Here is a 16,056-nt window from a genome sequence, read left to right on the forward strand (position 1 = left end):
ACCTGCGCGCTTGAATTTTTCAACTAAACCTGTATACCTTTAAATCTCTATTGCAATATTTTAGTTTTGGATTTAAACAGTGCCCCAAAAACTCGATCAAATGAATTCTTCATTATCTGCAACAACTACAGTGACTCAACCAGACCCTCTACAAAGCAGTTTAATTTCAGCATTCGATCAACCGGAAATTCAAAACACCCTGACCAAAACACAGCTTCAGCCCAAGCAACTGACGCATATTCCCAATCTTGAAAAAATTCCTGCGTCAACACGAAGAATCAAACCGCTCAATGACTTTCTTGGGCAAGATCGCGCACGTGCCTCGGTTGAAGCAGGCATCGCCTTGCCTTACTCGGGCTATAATATTTTTGCAGTCGGTACGGCAGGCTTAGGTAAACGCACCATGATCAAGCGTTTACTGCAACAGCATGCCAAGACCATGCAAACCCCGAATGACTGGGTCTATGTCAACAATTTCAAGTTCCCGCGTCAGCCGATCGCACTTGAACTGCCGCCAGGACAAGCACCTAAATTCCAGGCATTGCTGCATCAAACCTGGCAAACCATTTTAAAACAGCTGGAACGGCGCTTTACTGCGGAAACCTATCACAATCGTATTGAAATGATTCGCGAACAAACTGGCGATGAACAGCAATCGGCCTTGGTCGAATTGACCAAAGAAGGTGCAAACTTTGACTTAAAACTGATTTCGCAAGATGATGAACACTGTTTCGTGCCGGTTCATCTGAAAAACAATGAATATCAGGAAATGTCCAAAGAAGACATTAATGCCCTGGATAGCAAACAGCGCGCAGAAATTGCTGCAAACATTCGCTACATGAATAAAAAACTGGAGCGCTTGGGCCTACATTTAGGTGATCTGGAAGATGATGCACGCGATCAGGTCCAGCATCTCAACCGTGACATTGCTAAACAGGTGGTGATGCCGCGCATTGATCTGATTCAGAACAAATATCCCGATGTCGATGGCCTGACAGAATATCTGCAATATTATGCGGAAGATATTATCAATAATGTGGAAATTATCCTTGAGCAAGAAGAGGATGATTTTGCTCCAGGCATCTTCAGTCGCGTGCCTTCACGTTATCAGGCCAACATCATTGTTTCCTACAAACCCAATAGCGGTGCGCCGGTGATTTTTGAAGACTTCCCGACCCACTACAACTTGTTAGGACACGTGGAACAGCTTACTCAAAATGGGACCATCACCACCGACTTTACCCTGATTCGTCCGGGTTCACTACATCGGGCGAATGGCGGTTTTCTGATACTCGAAGCTGAACAACTGCTGGAACAGCCTTATGCTTGGCAAGGTTTAAAACGTGCCCTGAAATCTGGAAAATTAAAGCTGTCCTCGCTGGAACATATGCTGACCTTAACCGGCAGCATCTCCATCGAACCACAAGCGATTCCATTAAATATTAAAGTGATTTTACTTGCAGAACCTGAAATTTATTATGAAATTTTAGAACTGGAACCTGAACTCGGCAGCGTGTTTAAAATTCGTGCCGACTTCACCGACACATTACAACGTAATGACGTTAATGAACAAGCCTATATGCAATTGATTGCAGACTATGTTCAAGCTGACAAACTCTTACCTTTTGACCGTTCTGCACTAGCAGCACTGCTCACCGACTCAAGCCGTCAGGCGGAAGATCAAAGTTCATTGTCATTGCATGCCTTAACTTTGGGGGATCTGATCCGGGAAGCACATCATCATGCAGCGCAAGCCGGTGATAAAACCGTTTCGGAAAAACATATCAATACCGCACTTGATCATCGCAAGTATCGCCTGGGTTATTTACGTGAATTGTACTGGCAAGATTTAACGCGTGGCACACAGTTAATCGAAACCAAAGGTCACCGTTTGGGTCAAATTAATGCCCTGTCGGTGATTCAATATGCCGATGTCGAATTTGGCTTGCCTTCACGTTTGACTGCATCGGTCTATCAAGGTGGCGGTGACATTCTGGATATCGAGCGTAGTGTCGAATTGGGGGGCTCACTGCATGCCAAAGGCATATTGCTGATGTCGAGTTTTCTGAAAGCGCATTTTGGTCGTGAACAGATGCTGCATTTTTCGGCTGCCCTCGCCTTTGAACAAAGTTATGGTCAAATCGACGGTGACAGCGCAACCGTAGCTGAGCTTTCTGCCCTTATTTCTGCCATTAGCCAGTTACCGATTGACCAGTCCTGGGCCATTACCGGCTCCATGAACCAGTTGGGTCAGGTTCAACCAATTGGCGGTGTCAATGCCAAAATTGAAGGTTTCTATGATGCCTGCAAGCTGCAAGGCTTAACGGGCAAACAGGGAGTGATTATTCCGCATCAAAATATGGAACACCTGATGTTACGTCATGATGTGATTGAAGCTGTAGCCAAAGGTCAGTTCCATATTCACGCCATTGAAACCATTGACCAGGCTCTAGAAATTTTAATGGCACGTCCTGTCGGCACACTGAATAAAAAAGGCCGTTACAGTAAAGGTTCCATTTATGCGGCGGTCATGGATCAATTAGAATATTGGCAGGCGCTTGAAGATGGTGCCGAACTGGAAGAAGAGCCGAAGAAAAAGAAAAAAAAGAAGAAAGACAAGAAAAAAAACAAAGTTGAAGCATCTGCCAATCAAGCTGTAACCACTGCAGCAGTTGAGCCGAAAGCCAATGAGCAAGACCCACTCGCAGAAAAAGTATGATTTTTTTCTGAGATATAAAAAAGCGCCTTAAAGGCGCTTTTTTTTAATTCAACTTCACATCACTGAATTAAGCTTCAGGTGCCGGGCTGTACTGTTCGACCAAAGGTTTTAACTCACCTTTTTGGAACATATCCAGCATGATATCGCTACCACCGATCAATTCACCATTGATCCACAATTGTGGGAACGTAGGCCAGTTAGCAATTTTCGGTAAAGTTGCACGGATATCCGGGTTTTCCAAAATGTTGACATAAGCAAATGGACGACCAATTTGACTGAGTGCTTCTACTGCACGTGCAGAGAAACCACATTGTGGAAATTGTGGTGTACCTTTCATGTAAAGTAATACTGCATGTTTAGCAATTTGGTCACGAATTAACGCTTCAGTATCGCGTACTTGTTCAGTCATTGATAAATCCTCAACTAATCTGCCTCGCATTATACCCAAAACTGGAGGAAACAGTATGTCTAAAGCAATAATTCCATTTTTATTTACATTTGGGCTTTTAATCTGTCCTGGATTTTGCTTATATAAACTTTTATTTTTCCCTCCTAACAGATAAGAGTTAGTCATGAATAACATTACCCTTGCTCCTGTGCAAACTGATCAACCATCTCATTTGATGCCGGTATTTGGCCGTCAGCCGATCAGCTTTGTCCGAGGACGAGGTTCTTATCTTTATACTGAAGACGGTACTGAATATTTAGATGCATTGACCGGTATTGCAGTATGTGGCTTGGGTCACTCACACCCTGCGGTAACTGAAGCAATTGCTGAACAGTCAGCTACCCTGATTCATACCAGCAACATTTTTGAAGTACCTTGGCAAACTGCTGCTGCACAAAAACTGGCTGAAGTTTCAGGTATGGAAGAAATTTTCTTCTCGAATAGTGGTGCAGAATCAAATGAAGGTGCAATTAAAATTGCGCGTAAATTTGGTCATATGCAAGGGGTAGCCACACCTAAAATCATTGTTGCAGATCATTCTTTCCACGGTCGTACTCTGGCGACCCTGTCAGCAACGGGTAACAAAAAGGTTCAGGAAGGTTTTGCGCCTTTGGTTGAAGGTTTTATCCGTGTGCCTTTCGGGGATATCGAAGCGATTGAAGAAGCGGCCATCCATCATCCGGACATCGTTGCGATTTTAGTTGAACCAATTCAAGGTGAAGGGGGTGTCAATACCGCCCCTCAAGGTTTTAGCTATCTGGAAGAAATCCGTCAAATCTGTAATCAGCATAGCTGGTTGATGATGCTGGATGAAGTTCAAACAGGTAACGGTCGTACCGGTAAATACTTTGCTTACCAGCACACCAATATTGTTCCCGATGTACTCACTACTGCCAAAGGGCTAGGCAATGGTTTCCCGATTGGTGCGGTGATGACTCAAGGCCGCGGCGTGGGTGTTTTAACTGCCGGCAACCATGGTTCAACTTATAGTGGTACTGCTCTGGGTTCACGTGTGGTTTATACGGTTATTGATACCATTCAAAAAGAACATCTGGTTGAAAATGCCGCAAAAATGGGAAGTTATATCGTTGAGCAGTTAACCCAGCAACTGGCTGATCAAAATATTAGCGTTCGTGGTTTCGGTCTGATGATTGGTATTGAGTTACCAAAAGCCTGTGGCGAATTGGTCAATGTGGCACGTGATGAATATCATTTAATTATCAATGTGACTGCAGGTTCTGTAATCCGTTTATTACCGCCACTCAACATTAGCCAACAACAGGCTGATCAGTTGATTGAACGTCTGGTTAAAATGATCAAGGATTATTTAGCTTAAGCCTTCAATCCAGTCTAAAAAAGCCGCTAATCGCGGCTTTTTTATGCTTCATTTTTATGAAACTGCCTGGTAAATTCTTCCGCCGGGTAACTGGCTAAAGTATTGTTTTAATGCATCCAGACAGCGATGAACCTTCATGGGTTGCTGATCTTTTTTTGCCGTGATGGCATATAAAGTGAAATTTTCCAGTTTCCACTCTGGTAAAACCTCCACCAGAGCACCATTCATTAAATCCTTTTGTACATCCAGATATAAAATTCGTGCAATACCATGCCCTTGCAAACATAATGATTTTGCAACCAGGACATTATTGGTACTTAAACGTGATTTCATTTCCAGATTCACTGTTTTATCTGACGCCGCATGTTGAAATGAAAAATGTTGATAATTTTTCATAATATTGATTGGAATCAGGTCATGATGATTTAAATCTTCAGGCCGCGATACAGGCGCCGACTGATTCAAATAACTTGGAGAAGCCACCAACACCTGCTCTACCAGAGCCAGAGGCATCACATTCAAATGATGATCTTCTATTTTTGGGCTCATGCGTAAAGCGATATCGATACGTCCTTCAAGTATATCAATATATTGATTATCGGCTTCTAAATGGACTGCTAAACCACGATGTGCCTGCATCCAGTGAGACAATGCAGGAATCACATGATTGGCACCAAGTTCCGGGGTTGTAGCAATGCGTAAATCCCCCACCAAGTCATCGCGTAACTCGTTGATACGGATTTTCCCACGCTCTGCAGCGGCAAGCATTTCTTGACAGCTGTGGAAAAAAGCCTGTCCAGCTTCAGTCAAATTCAATTTTCTTGTAGATCGATGTAGAAGTGTCACTTCCATTTCATTTTCTAAAGAACGAATTTGCTGACTCACGGCGCTGGTCGTGATTCCTAACTCACGTGCAGCACCGCTAAACGAGTTTTTTTCAACAACACAAGCAAACACACCCATTGCTCGAAGTTGATCTAACATAAATTTCCCTCTGAACTTATAATTGCTTTATCTTTCCGATAAAAGCAACTCATTGTATTATACGGCGAAATTTATGTTTTGTATTTGTAAAATTTAATTTATTGGTAAAACGATGGTCGGATTGATAGGTTTACCATTTAAACGCACCTGAAACTCCAGCATAGTACGATTTGTACCCGTTGAACCCATTTCAGCAATTTTCTGCCCTGCTGTCACATTCTGGCCACTGCTCACGTTCATTTTACTGTTATGGGCATAAGCGGTAATGTAGCCATCGATATGCTTGATCAGAACTAAATTGCCATATTCTTTCAAACCATCAGCCGCATAGACCACCTGACCATCAGCCGCAGCAAAAACCGCATCTCCAGTATTACCACCATAACGAATACCCTTTACATTTGCAGCCACATTAAAGTTTGCAATGACTGCGCCATTACTTGGTTTTACCCAGCGCAAAGCAGAGACTTTCGAAGATGCTACGGGGGCAGTCGCCGTGGTTGCAGGAACTGTAGTTTTAGCCGGTGTAGTCGGAAGTTGAACGGTTTGACGCTGAATCGGTGCAGCTTGGGTCACCGCTTGTGTAGTGGTGGTGCGACGTGAGCCTGAATCTTTTAAACGTAAAGATTGACCGACATAAATGCGATAGGGTGGCGCTATATCGTTCATATCGGCAACACTGGTATAAGACAGACCATAACGTGCAGCAATTCCGCTTAATGTATCTCCAGATCGAACCGTATAGTAATCCGGTGCAGCCGCATAACGTGTTGCATTATGAACTTGTGGTTTTGAAGCACAGCCACTCAAAATGGCTGTGGCAATAACAGCTGTAGACAAGACCATGGTTTTCAACAAACCCACAGGCGCAGCAAATAAGCGATATGGTGACACCAAGTGCATTAATCTTCCTCTCTACACATTAAGTCTATTTATTGGTTTGCACTAAGATTAGCAAAAAAGCATCTGAAAAATAGGGGCAATTCTGCTTTTTCACAAAGTTATAACACTACTGGGCATTATTTGGAAAACTCTGCATGTAATGTGTGCAAAATCTCATAATTTGTCGCATCCATTTGAATCGGCGTAATGCTGACATAGCCATTTGCCACCGCAAAAAAATCCGATTCTATTTCAGTTAAACCTTTTTTAGGTTCAGCGACAGCCTCACCTGACAAACCAATCCAATAAACCTGACGTCCACGTGGGTCTACATGACTGCTAATCGGTTTAGATTGACTGCGACGTCCCTGATAAGTAATTTTTGAACCTCTCAATTCAGATATATCTGGAATATTCACGTTAAAAATATGACGTGGCGGTAAAGTCGGCAACCCCTGGGCAATAAAATCATGTACCCATTTTGCTGCTACGGCATAATCGTTCGGATTGTCATAAGAACGGACATTGGGACCGGCCATGGAGACGGCAATAGCCGGTTGTTTCATTAGGCGGCCTTCGAAGGCGGCTCCGACAGTACCAGAATAAAGCACATCATCGCCCAGATTTGCCCCACTGTTAATTCCGCTGACCACCAGATCAAATTCAAAATCAAATAAGCCGTTCATGGACAGATATACACAATCTGCAGGTGTTCCATTGACTGCCCAGACATCTGCTGAAATTTGAACAGGTCGTAAAGGACGATCTAAGGTAAGTGCACTGGAAAAACCACTGCGTTCACTTTCAGGAGCAACGATGACTACACGACCAAGGGGAGCCAAAGCTTGAGCCAAGGCCTGAATACCGGGAGCAAAAACGCCATCATCATTGGCAATTAATATATTCACTTAAACATCTCTTAACGGTTAAAAATGACTAATCAGAACATTTGATTGAATTGTATAGAAAATTATATATATTTGACGCTCAACATCCATTCAAAAAGTGTGATTTAAAAATGACTAAAAGCATATCATTTCGTGGCTTATTGGGGTTAGGCATTGCGGCATTATTATCTTCCACTGTGTTAGCCAATGACGGTTTATCTCTGGAAGAAGCCAATACGATTGTGAAAGAAGACCTTGCTTCAACTCAGGTGATGGCTGAAGTATGCCCTGCCATTATTGGTAAAAATGCAAAATTTGATCAAAACATTCAGCTGTTGATTAAAGCTTATCTGCAAGACTATTCAGATCAATCGATGACTTTTGATAAAATTAAAGCAGATTCAGAGTATAAATCTGTTCTAGAAGAAGCTCGCCAGGCTGCAAAAGAAACCAGTAAAGATGAACAAAAATCGGTTTGCGAAGATGTTGTAAATTATCAGGTTTGATCATTTGCTCTTGTTTTATATAAGTTATCTAAAATATTGAACATCTTATTATGACCACAGGCATAAAGCAGATTCCTCTTTATGCCTTTTTAATTCTTTGCTGTTTTCATATTTTCTTGATGAACGTCATCATTTTCAACAGCTTTAATACATTTGTGTACTTACAATTACCCCAAATACCGTTAATCTTATTTTTATTATTGTGATGTTTTTAAATCATTCAGGTCTGTTTAATGAAATTATCTATGCTTAAACCGCTTTCTTTGGGACTGTTAACCACTGCTGCCATGACCCTGTCTATGATTCATGCAGCCACACCAGATGAAAATATTGAAGTGACGCCACTACAAAAAGTCACCCAGCAAGAGCTGGCAGCCATTTATGTACTTTCAGAAGTCTGCCCTAGTTTAGTGAAAGATCATGCTAAATTTGAACAAGGTTATGCCAAGCTGGCACAAGAATATTTACCTGCCGACAATAATGCGGTTTCGAGCCTGGCTAAACTCAGCCAAGAGAAAAAATTTGAGCCTGTTTTAGCTGAAGCACGTAACGATGCAAAAAAAGCTGGAGATGCAAAAAATCAGGAAATTTGCCAAGAACTCACCACATACAGCAAATAACACAAATTGGTTACAATACTTTTGAAAATAAGCTGATTTCCCCCATAGAAGTCAGCTTTGCTTTGTCCTAAAATGCAAAGCTCTTTGTGCTTATTATTAAGATATTGGAACCACCCAGAATGACCCACAAAAGCGCCCTTGCTGCATTATTACTATTGCCGAGCTTCACATACGCAGCAACTGTCTTATCTGCACCGCCAGAACTCAATAATAAATCTTATGTTTTAATGGATTATGAGACAGGGCAAATCCTCGCATCAAAAAATGAAAATGAAAAATTAGCACCTGCTTCAATGACCAAGATGATGACCAGCTATATCATCGAACAAAAGTTATTGAGCGGTGAACTCACTGAAAATGAAAAAGTTCGTATGAACGAATCTGCGTGGTGTCGTGGTAGCAGCACGGAATCATGTATGTATGTCCCGCTTAACGGGACTGCAACAGCACTGGAAATGCTGCGTGGGATTATCATTCAATCTGGTAACGATGCCTCTAAAGCCATGGCAGAACATATTGCCGGTAATGAAGGTACCTTTGCACACATGATGAATCAGGAAGCAAAACGTATTGGCATGACCAATACCAGCTTCATCAATGCAACCGGTATGCCTGCAGAAGGTCACTACTCGACTGCCAAAGATATGGCGACACTTGCGCAACATATCATTCATGACAGTTCAAAATATTACCCAATCTACTCTGAAAAAGAATTTAGCTTTAACGGCATTAAACAAGGTAACCGTAATGCATTGCTTTATACAGACCCAAGTGTAGACGGTTTAAAAACCGGTCATACTGAAGAAGCTGGCTATTGCTTAACCACTTCCGCTAAACGCGGCCCAATGCGTTTAATTTCCGTGATTTTTGGCGCACCAAGCATGAACGAACGTGCCTCACAAACACGTGAAATTTTGGCTTGGGGTTATGCAAACTTTGAAACTGTTAAGGTTCAACCTGCCAATCAGGTTTTAGCCAAGTCAAAAGTTTGGTATGGCAAAAGCAATGATGTTCAAATTGGTCTGGCAGAAAACTTTAACGTGACCATGCCTAAAGGCGAAGCCAATGCCATTAAAACTCAATTGGTGGTTCAACCTAAACTGACTGCACCGTTGAAAAAAGGTCAAGTGGTAGGTAAATATGTAGCTACTTTAAATGGTAAAGTGATTGCAGAAAAACCGCTTGTTGCTCTTCAGGCGGTTGAAGAAGCTGGTTTCTTTGCAAAAATGATTGATCACATCAAACAATTCTTCGCAAACTTGTTCTAAGCACAGCTTTAGACTTAAGTTAAAGCATCCACACTTCGGTCTGGATGCTTTTTTATTTTATAATGCTTGAAAATTGACAGACTGAACCCCTCACATGGCTAAAAACATTCGCCCCTATTTAAATACCGCACCACAAGTTGATGACTCATGTTATATCGATGATATGTCAGTCGTAATTGGCGATGTGGTACTTGCTGAAAATGTTTCAGTGTGGCCTTTTGCCGTGATTCGTGGTGATGTGAATTATATTCATATTGGCAAAAACTCCAATGTGCAGGATCATGCCATGCTGCATGTCAGCCATAAAAAAGCCGATAAACCTGAAGGTTCACCTTTAATTATTGGCGAAGATGTGACCATTGGCCATCATGTGACTTTACATGGCTGTACCATTGGCAATCGGGTATTAGTGGGGATCAACACCATCGTTTTAGATGATGTGGTGATTGAAGATGACGTGATGATTGGTGCAGGCTCATTGGTTCCACCACGCAAACGTCTGGAAAGTGGTTATTTATATGTCGGCAGTCCGGTACAGAAAGTTCGTCCGCTTACAGAGAAAGAAAAAGAATTTTTACCTTATTCAGCGAGACATTATGTGAAGGTGGCTGGGAATTACCAATAACAGTCAGGCTTTAAGCTCACTAGTCCGTTCAGTTCAAGGCATGAATTATACAGGTTCAATTTTCTCTAAATTTAGGATGCCATACCATGAGCCAAAAGCATTGGGAAAATGTCTATCAGACCAAATCCACTGATCAAGTCAGCTGGTATCAGGCACAGGATCAAAAGTCTTTCGAGCTGATCCAACGATTAAGAGATAAACATGGACTTGATTTAACTGCGCAGATTATTGATGTGGGAAGTGGTGCATCGGTATTTATCGATCAACTTTTAGAGCTTGGATTTAAACATATCCATGTATTAGATCTCTCCCGGACGGCTTTAGAAAAAAACCAGGCCAGACTACGGGAGAAAAACCTGAATGCAGAGCACATCACCTGGCTGGTAGAAGATATCTGCACCGTCACGCTTCCTGCCAATTATTTTGATTTATGGCATGACCGTGCCGTATTTCATTTTATGGTCACAGCTGAACAACAACAGCAATATATTTTCAACCTAAAAACCTCTTTAAAAAAAGGTGGTCATCTAATCATGTCCAACTTTGCTGAAGATGGCTCAACCCAATGCAGCGGTTTAACTATTCATCGTTATAGCATTAAAGAGTTACAGGAAAAACTCGGTGCCGATTTTCATTTAATGTATTTTGAACATGATATTCACCTGACCCCGTGGGGCTCAGAACAGAAATTTCTACATAGTGTCTGGGCTTACCAACCCAATTCCTGATGTATTTTCACCGTGCAAGTGATCATCAAGAAGGTGGATTAGAAAGAAAAAGCCCTGCAACATAGCCACCGAGCGCTAAATTTTGTAGAATACTCCTTTTATCCCATGGTGCTTTTCTATGACCGCTTGGACTGCCCACGTTACCGTCGCTACTGTTGTTGAAAAAAATGGAAAATTCCTGTTTGTTGAAGAACATACTCAAGGTGTAACGCATACCGTATTTAACCAGCCTGCAGGTCATGTCGAATGTGGCGAAACGCTCATACAAGCAGCCATTCGTGAAACCATGGAAGAAACTGGGCATGATGTAGAAATTACAGACCTGCTTGGCATATATACCTATACTCCGCCAATGTTCCCTGACCGTACCTATTTCCGTTTTTGCTTTTTAGCCACAGATCTGCATCATCATACAGATGCAAAACTGGATACTGGAATCGTGGGTGCCGTCTGGATGACATTGGGCGAACTGGAAGAATCTGCACGCGCACGTAGTCCCTTGGTGATTAAAGCCGTCAAAGATGCCTTATCCGGTCAAAAATATCCTTTATCGCTCGTTTATGAGCACCAAAATTCTCCCCTATTTACAACTTTGGATACCTAATCCTATGCAACAACGTGTCATCGTCGGTATGTCTGGTGGTGTAGATTCATCTGTGTCTGCAGCACTTCTTCTTCAACAAGGTTATCAGGTTGAAGGTCTTTTCATGAAAAACTGGGAAGAAGATGACGGCACGGAATACTGTACGGCGATGGAAGACCTTGCCGATGCGCAAGCAGTGTGTGACAAAATTGGCATCAAACTGCATACTGCCAACTTTGCCATGGAATACTGGGATCGTGTGTTTGAGCACTTCCTGGCTGAATATGCGGCTGGTCGTACTCCGAACCCGGATATTTTATGTAATAAAGAAATCAAATTCCGTGCATTCTTAGACCATGCCGTAAATTTGGGCGCAGACTTTATTGCGACCGGTCATTACTGCCGTCGTGGTAAAACCATGACCAACTCGCGTGGTGAAGAATATGCACCTTTGTTACGCGGATTTGACCAAAACAAAGACCAGACTTATTTCCTGCATGCCGTACATGGCCGTGAAATTAACAAAACTTTGTTCCCTGTCGGTGAAATTGAAAAGCCACAAGTGCGTAAAATTGCTGAAGAACTGGGTCTGGCAACTGCAAAGAAAAAAGACTCCACCGGAATCTGCTTTATTGGTGAACGCCGTTTTAATGACTTTTTAAAACAATATCTTCCAGCCCAACCCGGAAAAATTTTACTGGATACCGGCAAAGAGGTTGGTGAACATCACGGCTTAATGTACTATACGCTCGGTCAGCGCGGTGGTATCGGCTTAGGTGGTCTGAAAGGCGAAGCCGAAGGCGCCTGGTTTGTACTTTATAAAGATATTGAAAATAATCGCCTTGTTATTGGTCAGGGTCATGAGCATCCACTCATGCAAAGTACTATACTTTGGAGTGAAGCGATTGACTGGGTCGCTGGCGAGCAGGATATTCCAGTAACAGGTTTCCGCTGTACGGCTAAAACCCGTTATCGCCAGCCGGATCAGGCTTGTGTCATTTATCAAGATGCCAATATGCCAAATGGCGTACGTGTTGAATTTGACGAACCGCAACGTGCGGTGACTCCAGGACAAAGTGTAGTGTTCTACGCAGATGAAGTTTGTTTAGGTGGCGGTGTGATTCATCATACCAATGCACCAAAACCTGATTTTATTTAAAAAGGAAGCGATAGGCATGGCTGAGTTACCCTTTCAACAGCCTCGGACTTTGAATGTACGTCAGAACCGTGCTTTGGCGTTGGCAGCTGTGTTCCAGTCGACACAGCTGACCCATATGACAGCCATGTCAGGACAACACAGTATTGGTGAAAATGGCAGCTTCTATTTAGAACAATTGATTAAAGCCAGCCTGAATATTCGCCCTACTTCCAATGAATCCTGTCAAACCCTAGACTTCTTTAATCAACTGGCCGATATTTCCCTTGGCTTAAAAACATTAGAAAGCAGCATTACCCAACCCTTTAATCCTTCTCCTAAATCACGTTTACCGAAATTTTCCAACGCCAAATTGCCAATGAGCTATGCCATGGCGTTGTTACAGTTAGAGAAAAAAGTCTATAGCAATCCCAAATTTGTTGAAATTATTGAACAATCACAACAAAAAATTCTAAAACAGCTGTCTTTTTTCGATAACAACTATCTACATCCCAGCATTATTGCCAACCTTGCCCAAACCTATATAGACACTGCCGGACAAATTAATCCGCGGATTATGGTCAAAGGCAATGCCGAAGCATTTAAAGATAGTGCCCATACCAACCGAATTCGCGCTTCCCTGTTTACTGGCCTGCAACTGGCACACTTATGGCGTCAGTTAGGTGGCAGCTCATGGGGCATGATTTTTAGCAAGCGCAAACTGCTCCAGGATATTCAAGATCTTGCCCGTTTACAGTATCAGGTAGTTTAACCTGATCATGAACGAATTTTTATTATTCGCTTTACGTTTAATTCCAAAGTTTAAGGAATCGCTATGAACGCTTTAACCGCACTTTCTCCATTAGATGGACGCTATGCTAGCAAATGTGATGCTTTGCGCCCTTTCCTCTCTGAGTTTGGTTTAATCCACGCTCGTGTGACTGTTGAAGTACGCTGGTTACAAGCGCTTGCAAACCGTCCTGAAATCACTGAAGTTCCTGCTTTCAGTGCAGAAACCAATGCTGCGCTTGATGCAATTGTTGCCAACTTCTCTGAAGATAATGCCAACCGCATTAAAGAAATTGAACGTACCACAAACCATGACGTTAAAGCAGTTGAGTATTTCCTTAAAGAACAGATTGCTGATATCGAAGAATTGAAGAATGCCGGTGAATTCATTCACTTTGCCTGTACTTCTGAAGACATCAACAATTTGTCTCATGCTTTAATGCTGAAAAATGGTCGTGAAGTTTTAGTTGCTGCAATGCAACAAATTATCGACTCAATCGTTGCTTTGGCTGAAACTCACGCTGAACAACCAATGTTGTCTCGTACCCATGGTCAAACTGCCAGCCCAACCACTTTGGGTAAAGAAATGGCGAACGTGGCTTACCGCCTTGCACGTCAAATCAAACAGTTCAAACAAGTTGAACTTCTAGGCAAAATCAACGGTGCTGTAGGTAACTACAACGCGCACTACTCTGCTTACCCAGAAATCAACTGGCCTGCTCATTCACAAGCATTTGTGGAATCTTTAGGTTTACAGTTTAACCCGTACACTACTCAAATCGAACCACATGACTACATGGCGGAACTTTTTGATGCGTTACGTCGTTTCAACACGATTTTGATCGACTTTAACCGTGACGTTTGGGGTTATATCTCGCTTGGTTTCTTCAAACAACGTTTGAAAGAAGGTGAAGTGGGTTCTTCAACCATGCCGCACAAAGTCAACCCAATCGACTTCGAAAACTCTGAAGGTAACCTGGGTATTGCCAATGCAGTATTGGCTCACTTGGGCGAAAAACTTCCAATCTCTCGCTGGCAACGTGACTTAACTGACTCTACTGTGCTTCGTAACATGGGTGTCGGTTTTGCACAAAGCTTGATCGCATTCGAAGCTTGCTCTAAAGGTATTGGCAAACTTGAATTGAATGCACAGCGTATTCTGGAAGATCTTGACCATGCTCAAGAAGTGCTTGCTGAACCAATTCAAACGGTAATGCGCCGCTATGCAGTTGAAAAACCATACGAAAAATTAAAAGCCCTGACTCGTGGTCAGGCCATGACTCGCGACATGATGGTGAACTTCGTAAATGGTAACGAACTGGAAGCCGTTCCTGCTGCTGACCGTGCCCGTCTGGCTGAAATGACTCCTGCAACTTATACAGGTAATGCTTCAACTCAAGCGAAACAGATTAAGGATTTAATTTCTAAAATTTAATTCGAAATAAATCTAAAAAGCGAAGCTTCGGCTTCGCTTTTTTATTAGAATAGAATCTGTTGATAATTCATCTATGTTTGTAACCACATAAGCCATTGATAAAATTTCAGCACTCCCAATAAAACTTTGCCAATACAAGAAATAATGATTGAACATCAATTGAATATCAAACACTGGGTTGCTCTTGCAGTACTCACTATTGCGGTAATCATCGCCAGTATCCATCCTTTAGAATTTGAAGCATATCTACTGCATCAAGCCGGTACGGTGTTTATGCTGGTGCTGTTATTGTTTACCCAAAAAAAAATTGGCATGAGTTTTTATAGTTTTGTGCTCTATCTCATTTTTTTACTGATCCATATTATCGGTGCACATTACCTGTATTCCTATGTTCCCTATAACGAATGGCTGATTCAGCTGTTCAATTTTGACCTTAATCAATCGATGGGCTGGTCACGCAATATGTATGACCGTCTGGTGCATCTTGCCTGTGGTGTACTGCTTTACCCAGTGTTACTACGGCTGTTTCATGTATGGCTGCCTGAGGCCAAACCCTTCACGCTATTTTTATTGGTAGTGCAGTTTATCATGGCCACCAGCTTAATTTATGAATGGCTTGAATGGCTGATTGCCATTGGTTTATCACCGGAGGAAGCAGAAAATTATAATGGGCAACAGGGAGATATGTGGGATGCACATAAAGATATGCTGCTTGCAACAGTCGGCGCTGCAGGCTATGGCCTTCTTGATTTATGTTATAAAAGCTTAGCTAAAATACCGCAACCAGAAAGTGACCACACGTCCAAGGATAGCATTCAGGCAAACAGGGAACCATGAGTCAGCTTCAGTCTCCCCCAGCTCTACTTTGTCAGCCATTTTTCAAGCAGAATACTATTTAGTCTTAATATACAGAAACCGGATCAGTAAATCCGTTGCAGAAGTGGTTCTACGCTAAAGCATAAAAAACCTGTGCTCATTTATTTTAATTTCCTCATAAGGGGGGATCAAAGTAAGCGTCCGCTGAACCCCATGCCTATTTTTTAATTTGAGTTGGATTTCCAGCGATGTGGCAGTAATTCTTCTATTTGGGTCGCTTTATGCGTCGGCAGCC

The 16,056-nt window shown here is 42.4% G+C and carries 16 protein-coding genes; 12 read left to right on the top strand and 4 right to left on the bottom strand.

Annotated features, from left to right (window positions below):
• The first annotated feature begins 79 nt into the window (after nt 1-79).
• Nucleotides 80-2,719 carry a Lon protease family protein gene (locus ACE01T_RS11265; RefSeq protein WP_300045176.1) on the top strand — a complete coding sequence of 880 codons (2,640 nt, stop codon included), beginning with the start codon at nt 80-82 and terminating at the stop codon, nt 2,717-2,719.
• A 67-nt stretch (nt 2,720-2,786) separates the two neighbouring features.
• Here the strand turns inward: ACE01T_RS11265 and grxD are convergent, their stop codons facing one another.
• Nucleotides 2,787-3,128: a Grx4 family monothiol glutaredoxin gene (grxD, locus tag ACE01T_RS11270; protein WP_086175639.1), complete on the bottom strand. Its 342-nt coding sequence runs from the start codon at nt 3,126-3,128 to the stop codon at nt 2,787-2,789.
• Nucleotides 3,129-3,291: 163 nt separating this feature from the next.
• Between grxD and ACE01T_RS11275 the strand changes: the two genes are divergently transcribed.
• Nucleotides 3,292-4,503 (top strand): aspartate aminotransferase family protein, encoded by a 1,212-nt coding sequence (locus tag ACE01T_RS11275; protein ID WP_395519277.1) that lies wholly within the window; start codon nt 3,292-3,294, stop codon nt 4,501-4,503.
• Between the two features lie 54 nt (nt 4,504-4,557).
• On the opposite strand, the gene ACE01T_RS11280 is transcribed toward ACE01T_RS11275, so the two are convergent.
• From ACE01T_RS11280 to surE, 3 genes are all read right to left on the bottom strand, one after another.
• The gene (locus ACE01T_RS11280; RefSeq protein ID WP_166166970.1) at nt 4,558-5,487 is read right to left on the bottom strand and encodes a LysR family transcriptional regulator; all 930 of its coding nucleotides are present in this window, start codon (nt 5,485-5,487) and stop codon (nt 4,558-4,560) included.
• Between the two features lie 93 nt (nt 5,488-5,580).
• Complete coding sequence (locus ACE01T_RS11285; protein ID WP_166166973.1) at nt 5,581-6,390, bottom strand: peptidoglycan DD-metalloendopeptidase family protein; 810 nt, start codon at nt 6,388-6,390, stop codon at nt 5,581-5,583.
• Between the two features lie 116 nt (nt 6,391-6,506).
• On the bottom strand, nt 6,507-7,277 hold the full coding sequence (gene surE / locus ACE01T_RS11290) for a 5'/3'-nucleotidase SurE (RefSeq protein ID WP_166166976.1): 771 nt from the start codon (nt 7,275-7,277) through the stop codon (nt 6,507-6,509).
• A 110-nt stretch (nt 7,278-7,387) separates the two neighbouring features.
• Between surE and ACE01T_RS11295 the strand changes: the two genes are divergently transcribed.
• From ACE01T_RS11295 to ACE01T_RS11340, 10 genes are all read left to right on the top strand, one after another.
• Nucleotides 7,388-7,762, top strand: a complete 375-nt coding sequence (locus ACE01T_RS11295; protein WP_180043286.1) for an MCR_0457 family protein — start codon at nt 7,388-7,390, stop codon at nt 7,760-7,762.
• 233 nt (nt 7,763-7,995) lie between these two features.
• Nucleotides 7,996-8,382, top strand: a complete 387-nt coding sequence (locus ACE01T_RS11300; protein WP_180043285.1) for an MCR_0457 family protein — start codon at nt 7,996-7,998, stop codon at nt 8,380-8,382.
• Nucleotides 8,383-8,501: 119 nt separating this feature from the next.
• Entirely contained in the window at nt 8,502-9,650 is a 1,149-nt protein-coding gene (gene dacC, locus ACE01T_RS11305) for a D-alanyl-D-alanine carboxypeptidase PBP5/6 (RefSeq protein WP_086195658.1), read from the top strand.
• Nucleotides 9,651-9,744: 94 nt separating this feature from the next.
• Complete coding sequence (locus ACE01T_RS11310; RefSeq protein ID WP_180081666.1) at nt 9,745-10,275, top strand: gamma carbonic anhydrase family protein; 531 nt, start codon at nt 9,745-9,747, stop codon at nt 10,273-10,275.
• A gap of 86 nt (nt 10,276-10,361) precedes the next feature.
• Nucleotides 10,362-11,003 (top strand): class I SAM-dependent methyltransferase, encoded by a 642-nt coding sequence (locus ACE01T_RS11315; RefSeq protein ID WP_395519278.1) that lies wholly within the window; start codon nt 10,362-10,364, stop codon nt 11,001-11,003.
• A 118-nt stretch (nt 11,004-11,121) separates the two neighbouring features.
• On the top strand, nt 11,122-11,607 hold the full coding sequence (locus ACE01T_RS11320) for an NUDIX hydrolase (RefSeq protein WP_395519279.1): 486 nt from the start codon (nt 11,122-11,124) through the stop codon (nt 11,605-11,607).
• Nucleotides 11,608-11,611: 4 nt separating this feature from the next.
• Complete coding sequence (gene mnmA / locus ACE01T_RS11325) at nt 11,612-12,745, top strand: tRNA 2-thiouridine(34) synthase MnmA (protein ID WP_300045146.1); 1,134 nt, start codon at nt 11,612-11,614, stop codon at nt 12,743-12,745.
• A 16-nt stretch (nt 12,746-12,761) separates the two neighbouring features.
• On the top strand, nt 12,762-13,493 hold the full coding sequence (hflD, locus tag ACE01T_RS11330) for a high frequency lysogenization protein HflD (protein WP_086195683.1): 732 nt from the start codon (nt 12,762-12,764) through the stop codon (nt 13,491-13,493).
• A 63-nt stretch (nt 13,494-13,556) separates the two neighbouring features.
• Nucleotides 13,557-14,945, top strand: a complete 1,389-nt coding sequence (gene purB / locus ACE01T_RS11335) for an adenylosuccinate lyase (protein WP_300045141.1) — start codon at nt 13,557-13,559, stop codon at nt 14,943-14,945.
• Between the two features lie 144 nt (nt 14,946-15,089).
• The gene (locus ACE01T_RS11340) at nt 15,090-15,782 is read left to right on the top strand and encodes a DUF2238 domain-containing protein (protein ID WP_166167003.1); all 693 of its coding nucleotides are present in this window, start codon (nt 15,090-15,092) and stop codon (nt 15,780-15,782) included.
• Nucleotides 15,783-16,056 lie beyond the last annotated feature (274 nt).

This window comes from Acinetobacter uliginosus (assembly GCF_044130295.1).
GTDB lineage: Bacteria > Pseudomonadota > Gammaproteobacteria > Pseudomonadales > Moraxellaceae > Acinetobacter.

Coding starts and splice junctions, on each gene's coding strand:
- grxD (WP_086175639.1), bottom strand. CDS start 3,128: ATGACTGAACAAGTACGCGATACTGAAGCGTTAATTCGTGACCAAATT.
- ACE01T_RS11275 (WP_395519277.1), top strand. CDS start 3,292: ATGAATAACATTACCCTTGCTCCTGTGCAAACTGATCAACCATCTCAT.
- ACE01T_RS11280 (WP_166166970.1), bottom strand. CDS start 5,487: ATGTTAGATCAACTTCGAGCAATGGGTGTGTTTGCTTGTGTTGTTGAA.
- ACE01T_RS11285 (WP_166166973.1), bottom strand. CDS start 6,390: ATGCACTTGGTGTCACCATATCGCTTATTTGCTGCGCCTGTGGGTTTG.
- ACE01T_RS11295 (WP_180043286.1), top strand. CDS start 7,388: ATGACTAAAAGCATATCATTTCGTGGCTTATTGGGGTTAGGCATTGCG.
- ACE01T_RS11300 (WP_180043285.1), top strand. CDS start 7,996: ATGAAATTATCTATGCTTAAACCGCTTTCTTTGGGACTGTTAACCACT.
- dacC (WP_086195658.1), top strand. CDS start 8,502: ATGACCCACAAAAGCGCCCTTGCTGCATTATTACTATTGCCGAGCTTC.
- ACE01T_RS11310 (WP_180081666.1), top strand. CDS start 9,745: ATGGCTAAAAACATTCGCCCCTATTTAAATACCGCACCACAAGTTGAT.
- ACE01T_RS11315 (WP_395519278.1), top strand. CDS start 10,362: ATGAGCCAAAAGCATTGGGAAAATGTCTATCAGACCAAATCCACTGAT.
- ACE01T_RS11320 (WP_395519279.1), top strand. CDS start 11,122: ATGACCGCTTGGACTGCCCACGTTACCGTCGCTACTGTTGTTGAAAAA.
- mnmA (WP_300045146.1), top strand. CDS start 11,612: ATGCAACAACGTGTCATCGTCGGTATGTCTGGTGGTGTAGATTCATCT.
- hflD (WP_086195683.1), top strand. CDS start 12,762: ATGGCTGAGTTACCCTTTCAACAGCCTCGGACTTTGAATGTACGTCAG.
- purB (WP_300045141.1), top strand. CDS start 13,557: ATGAACGCTTTAACCGCACTTTCTCCATTAGATGGACGCTATGCTAGC.
- ACE01T_RS11340 (WP_166167003.1), top strand. CDS start 15,090: ATGATTGAACATCAATTGAATATCAAACACTGGGTTGCTCTTGCAGTA.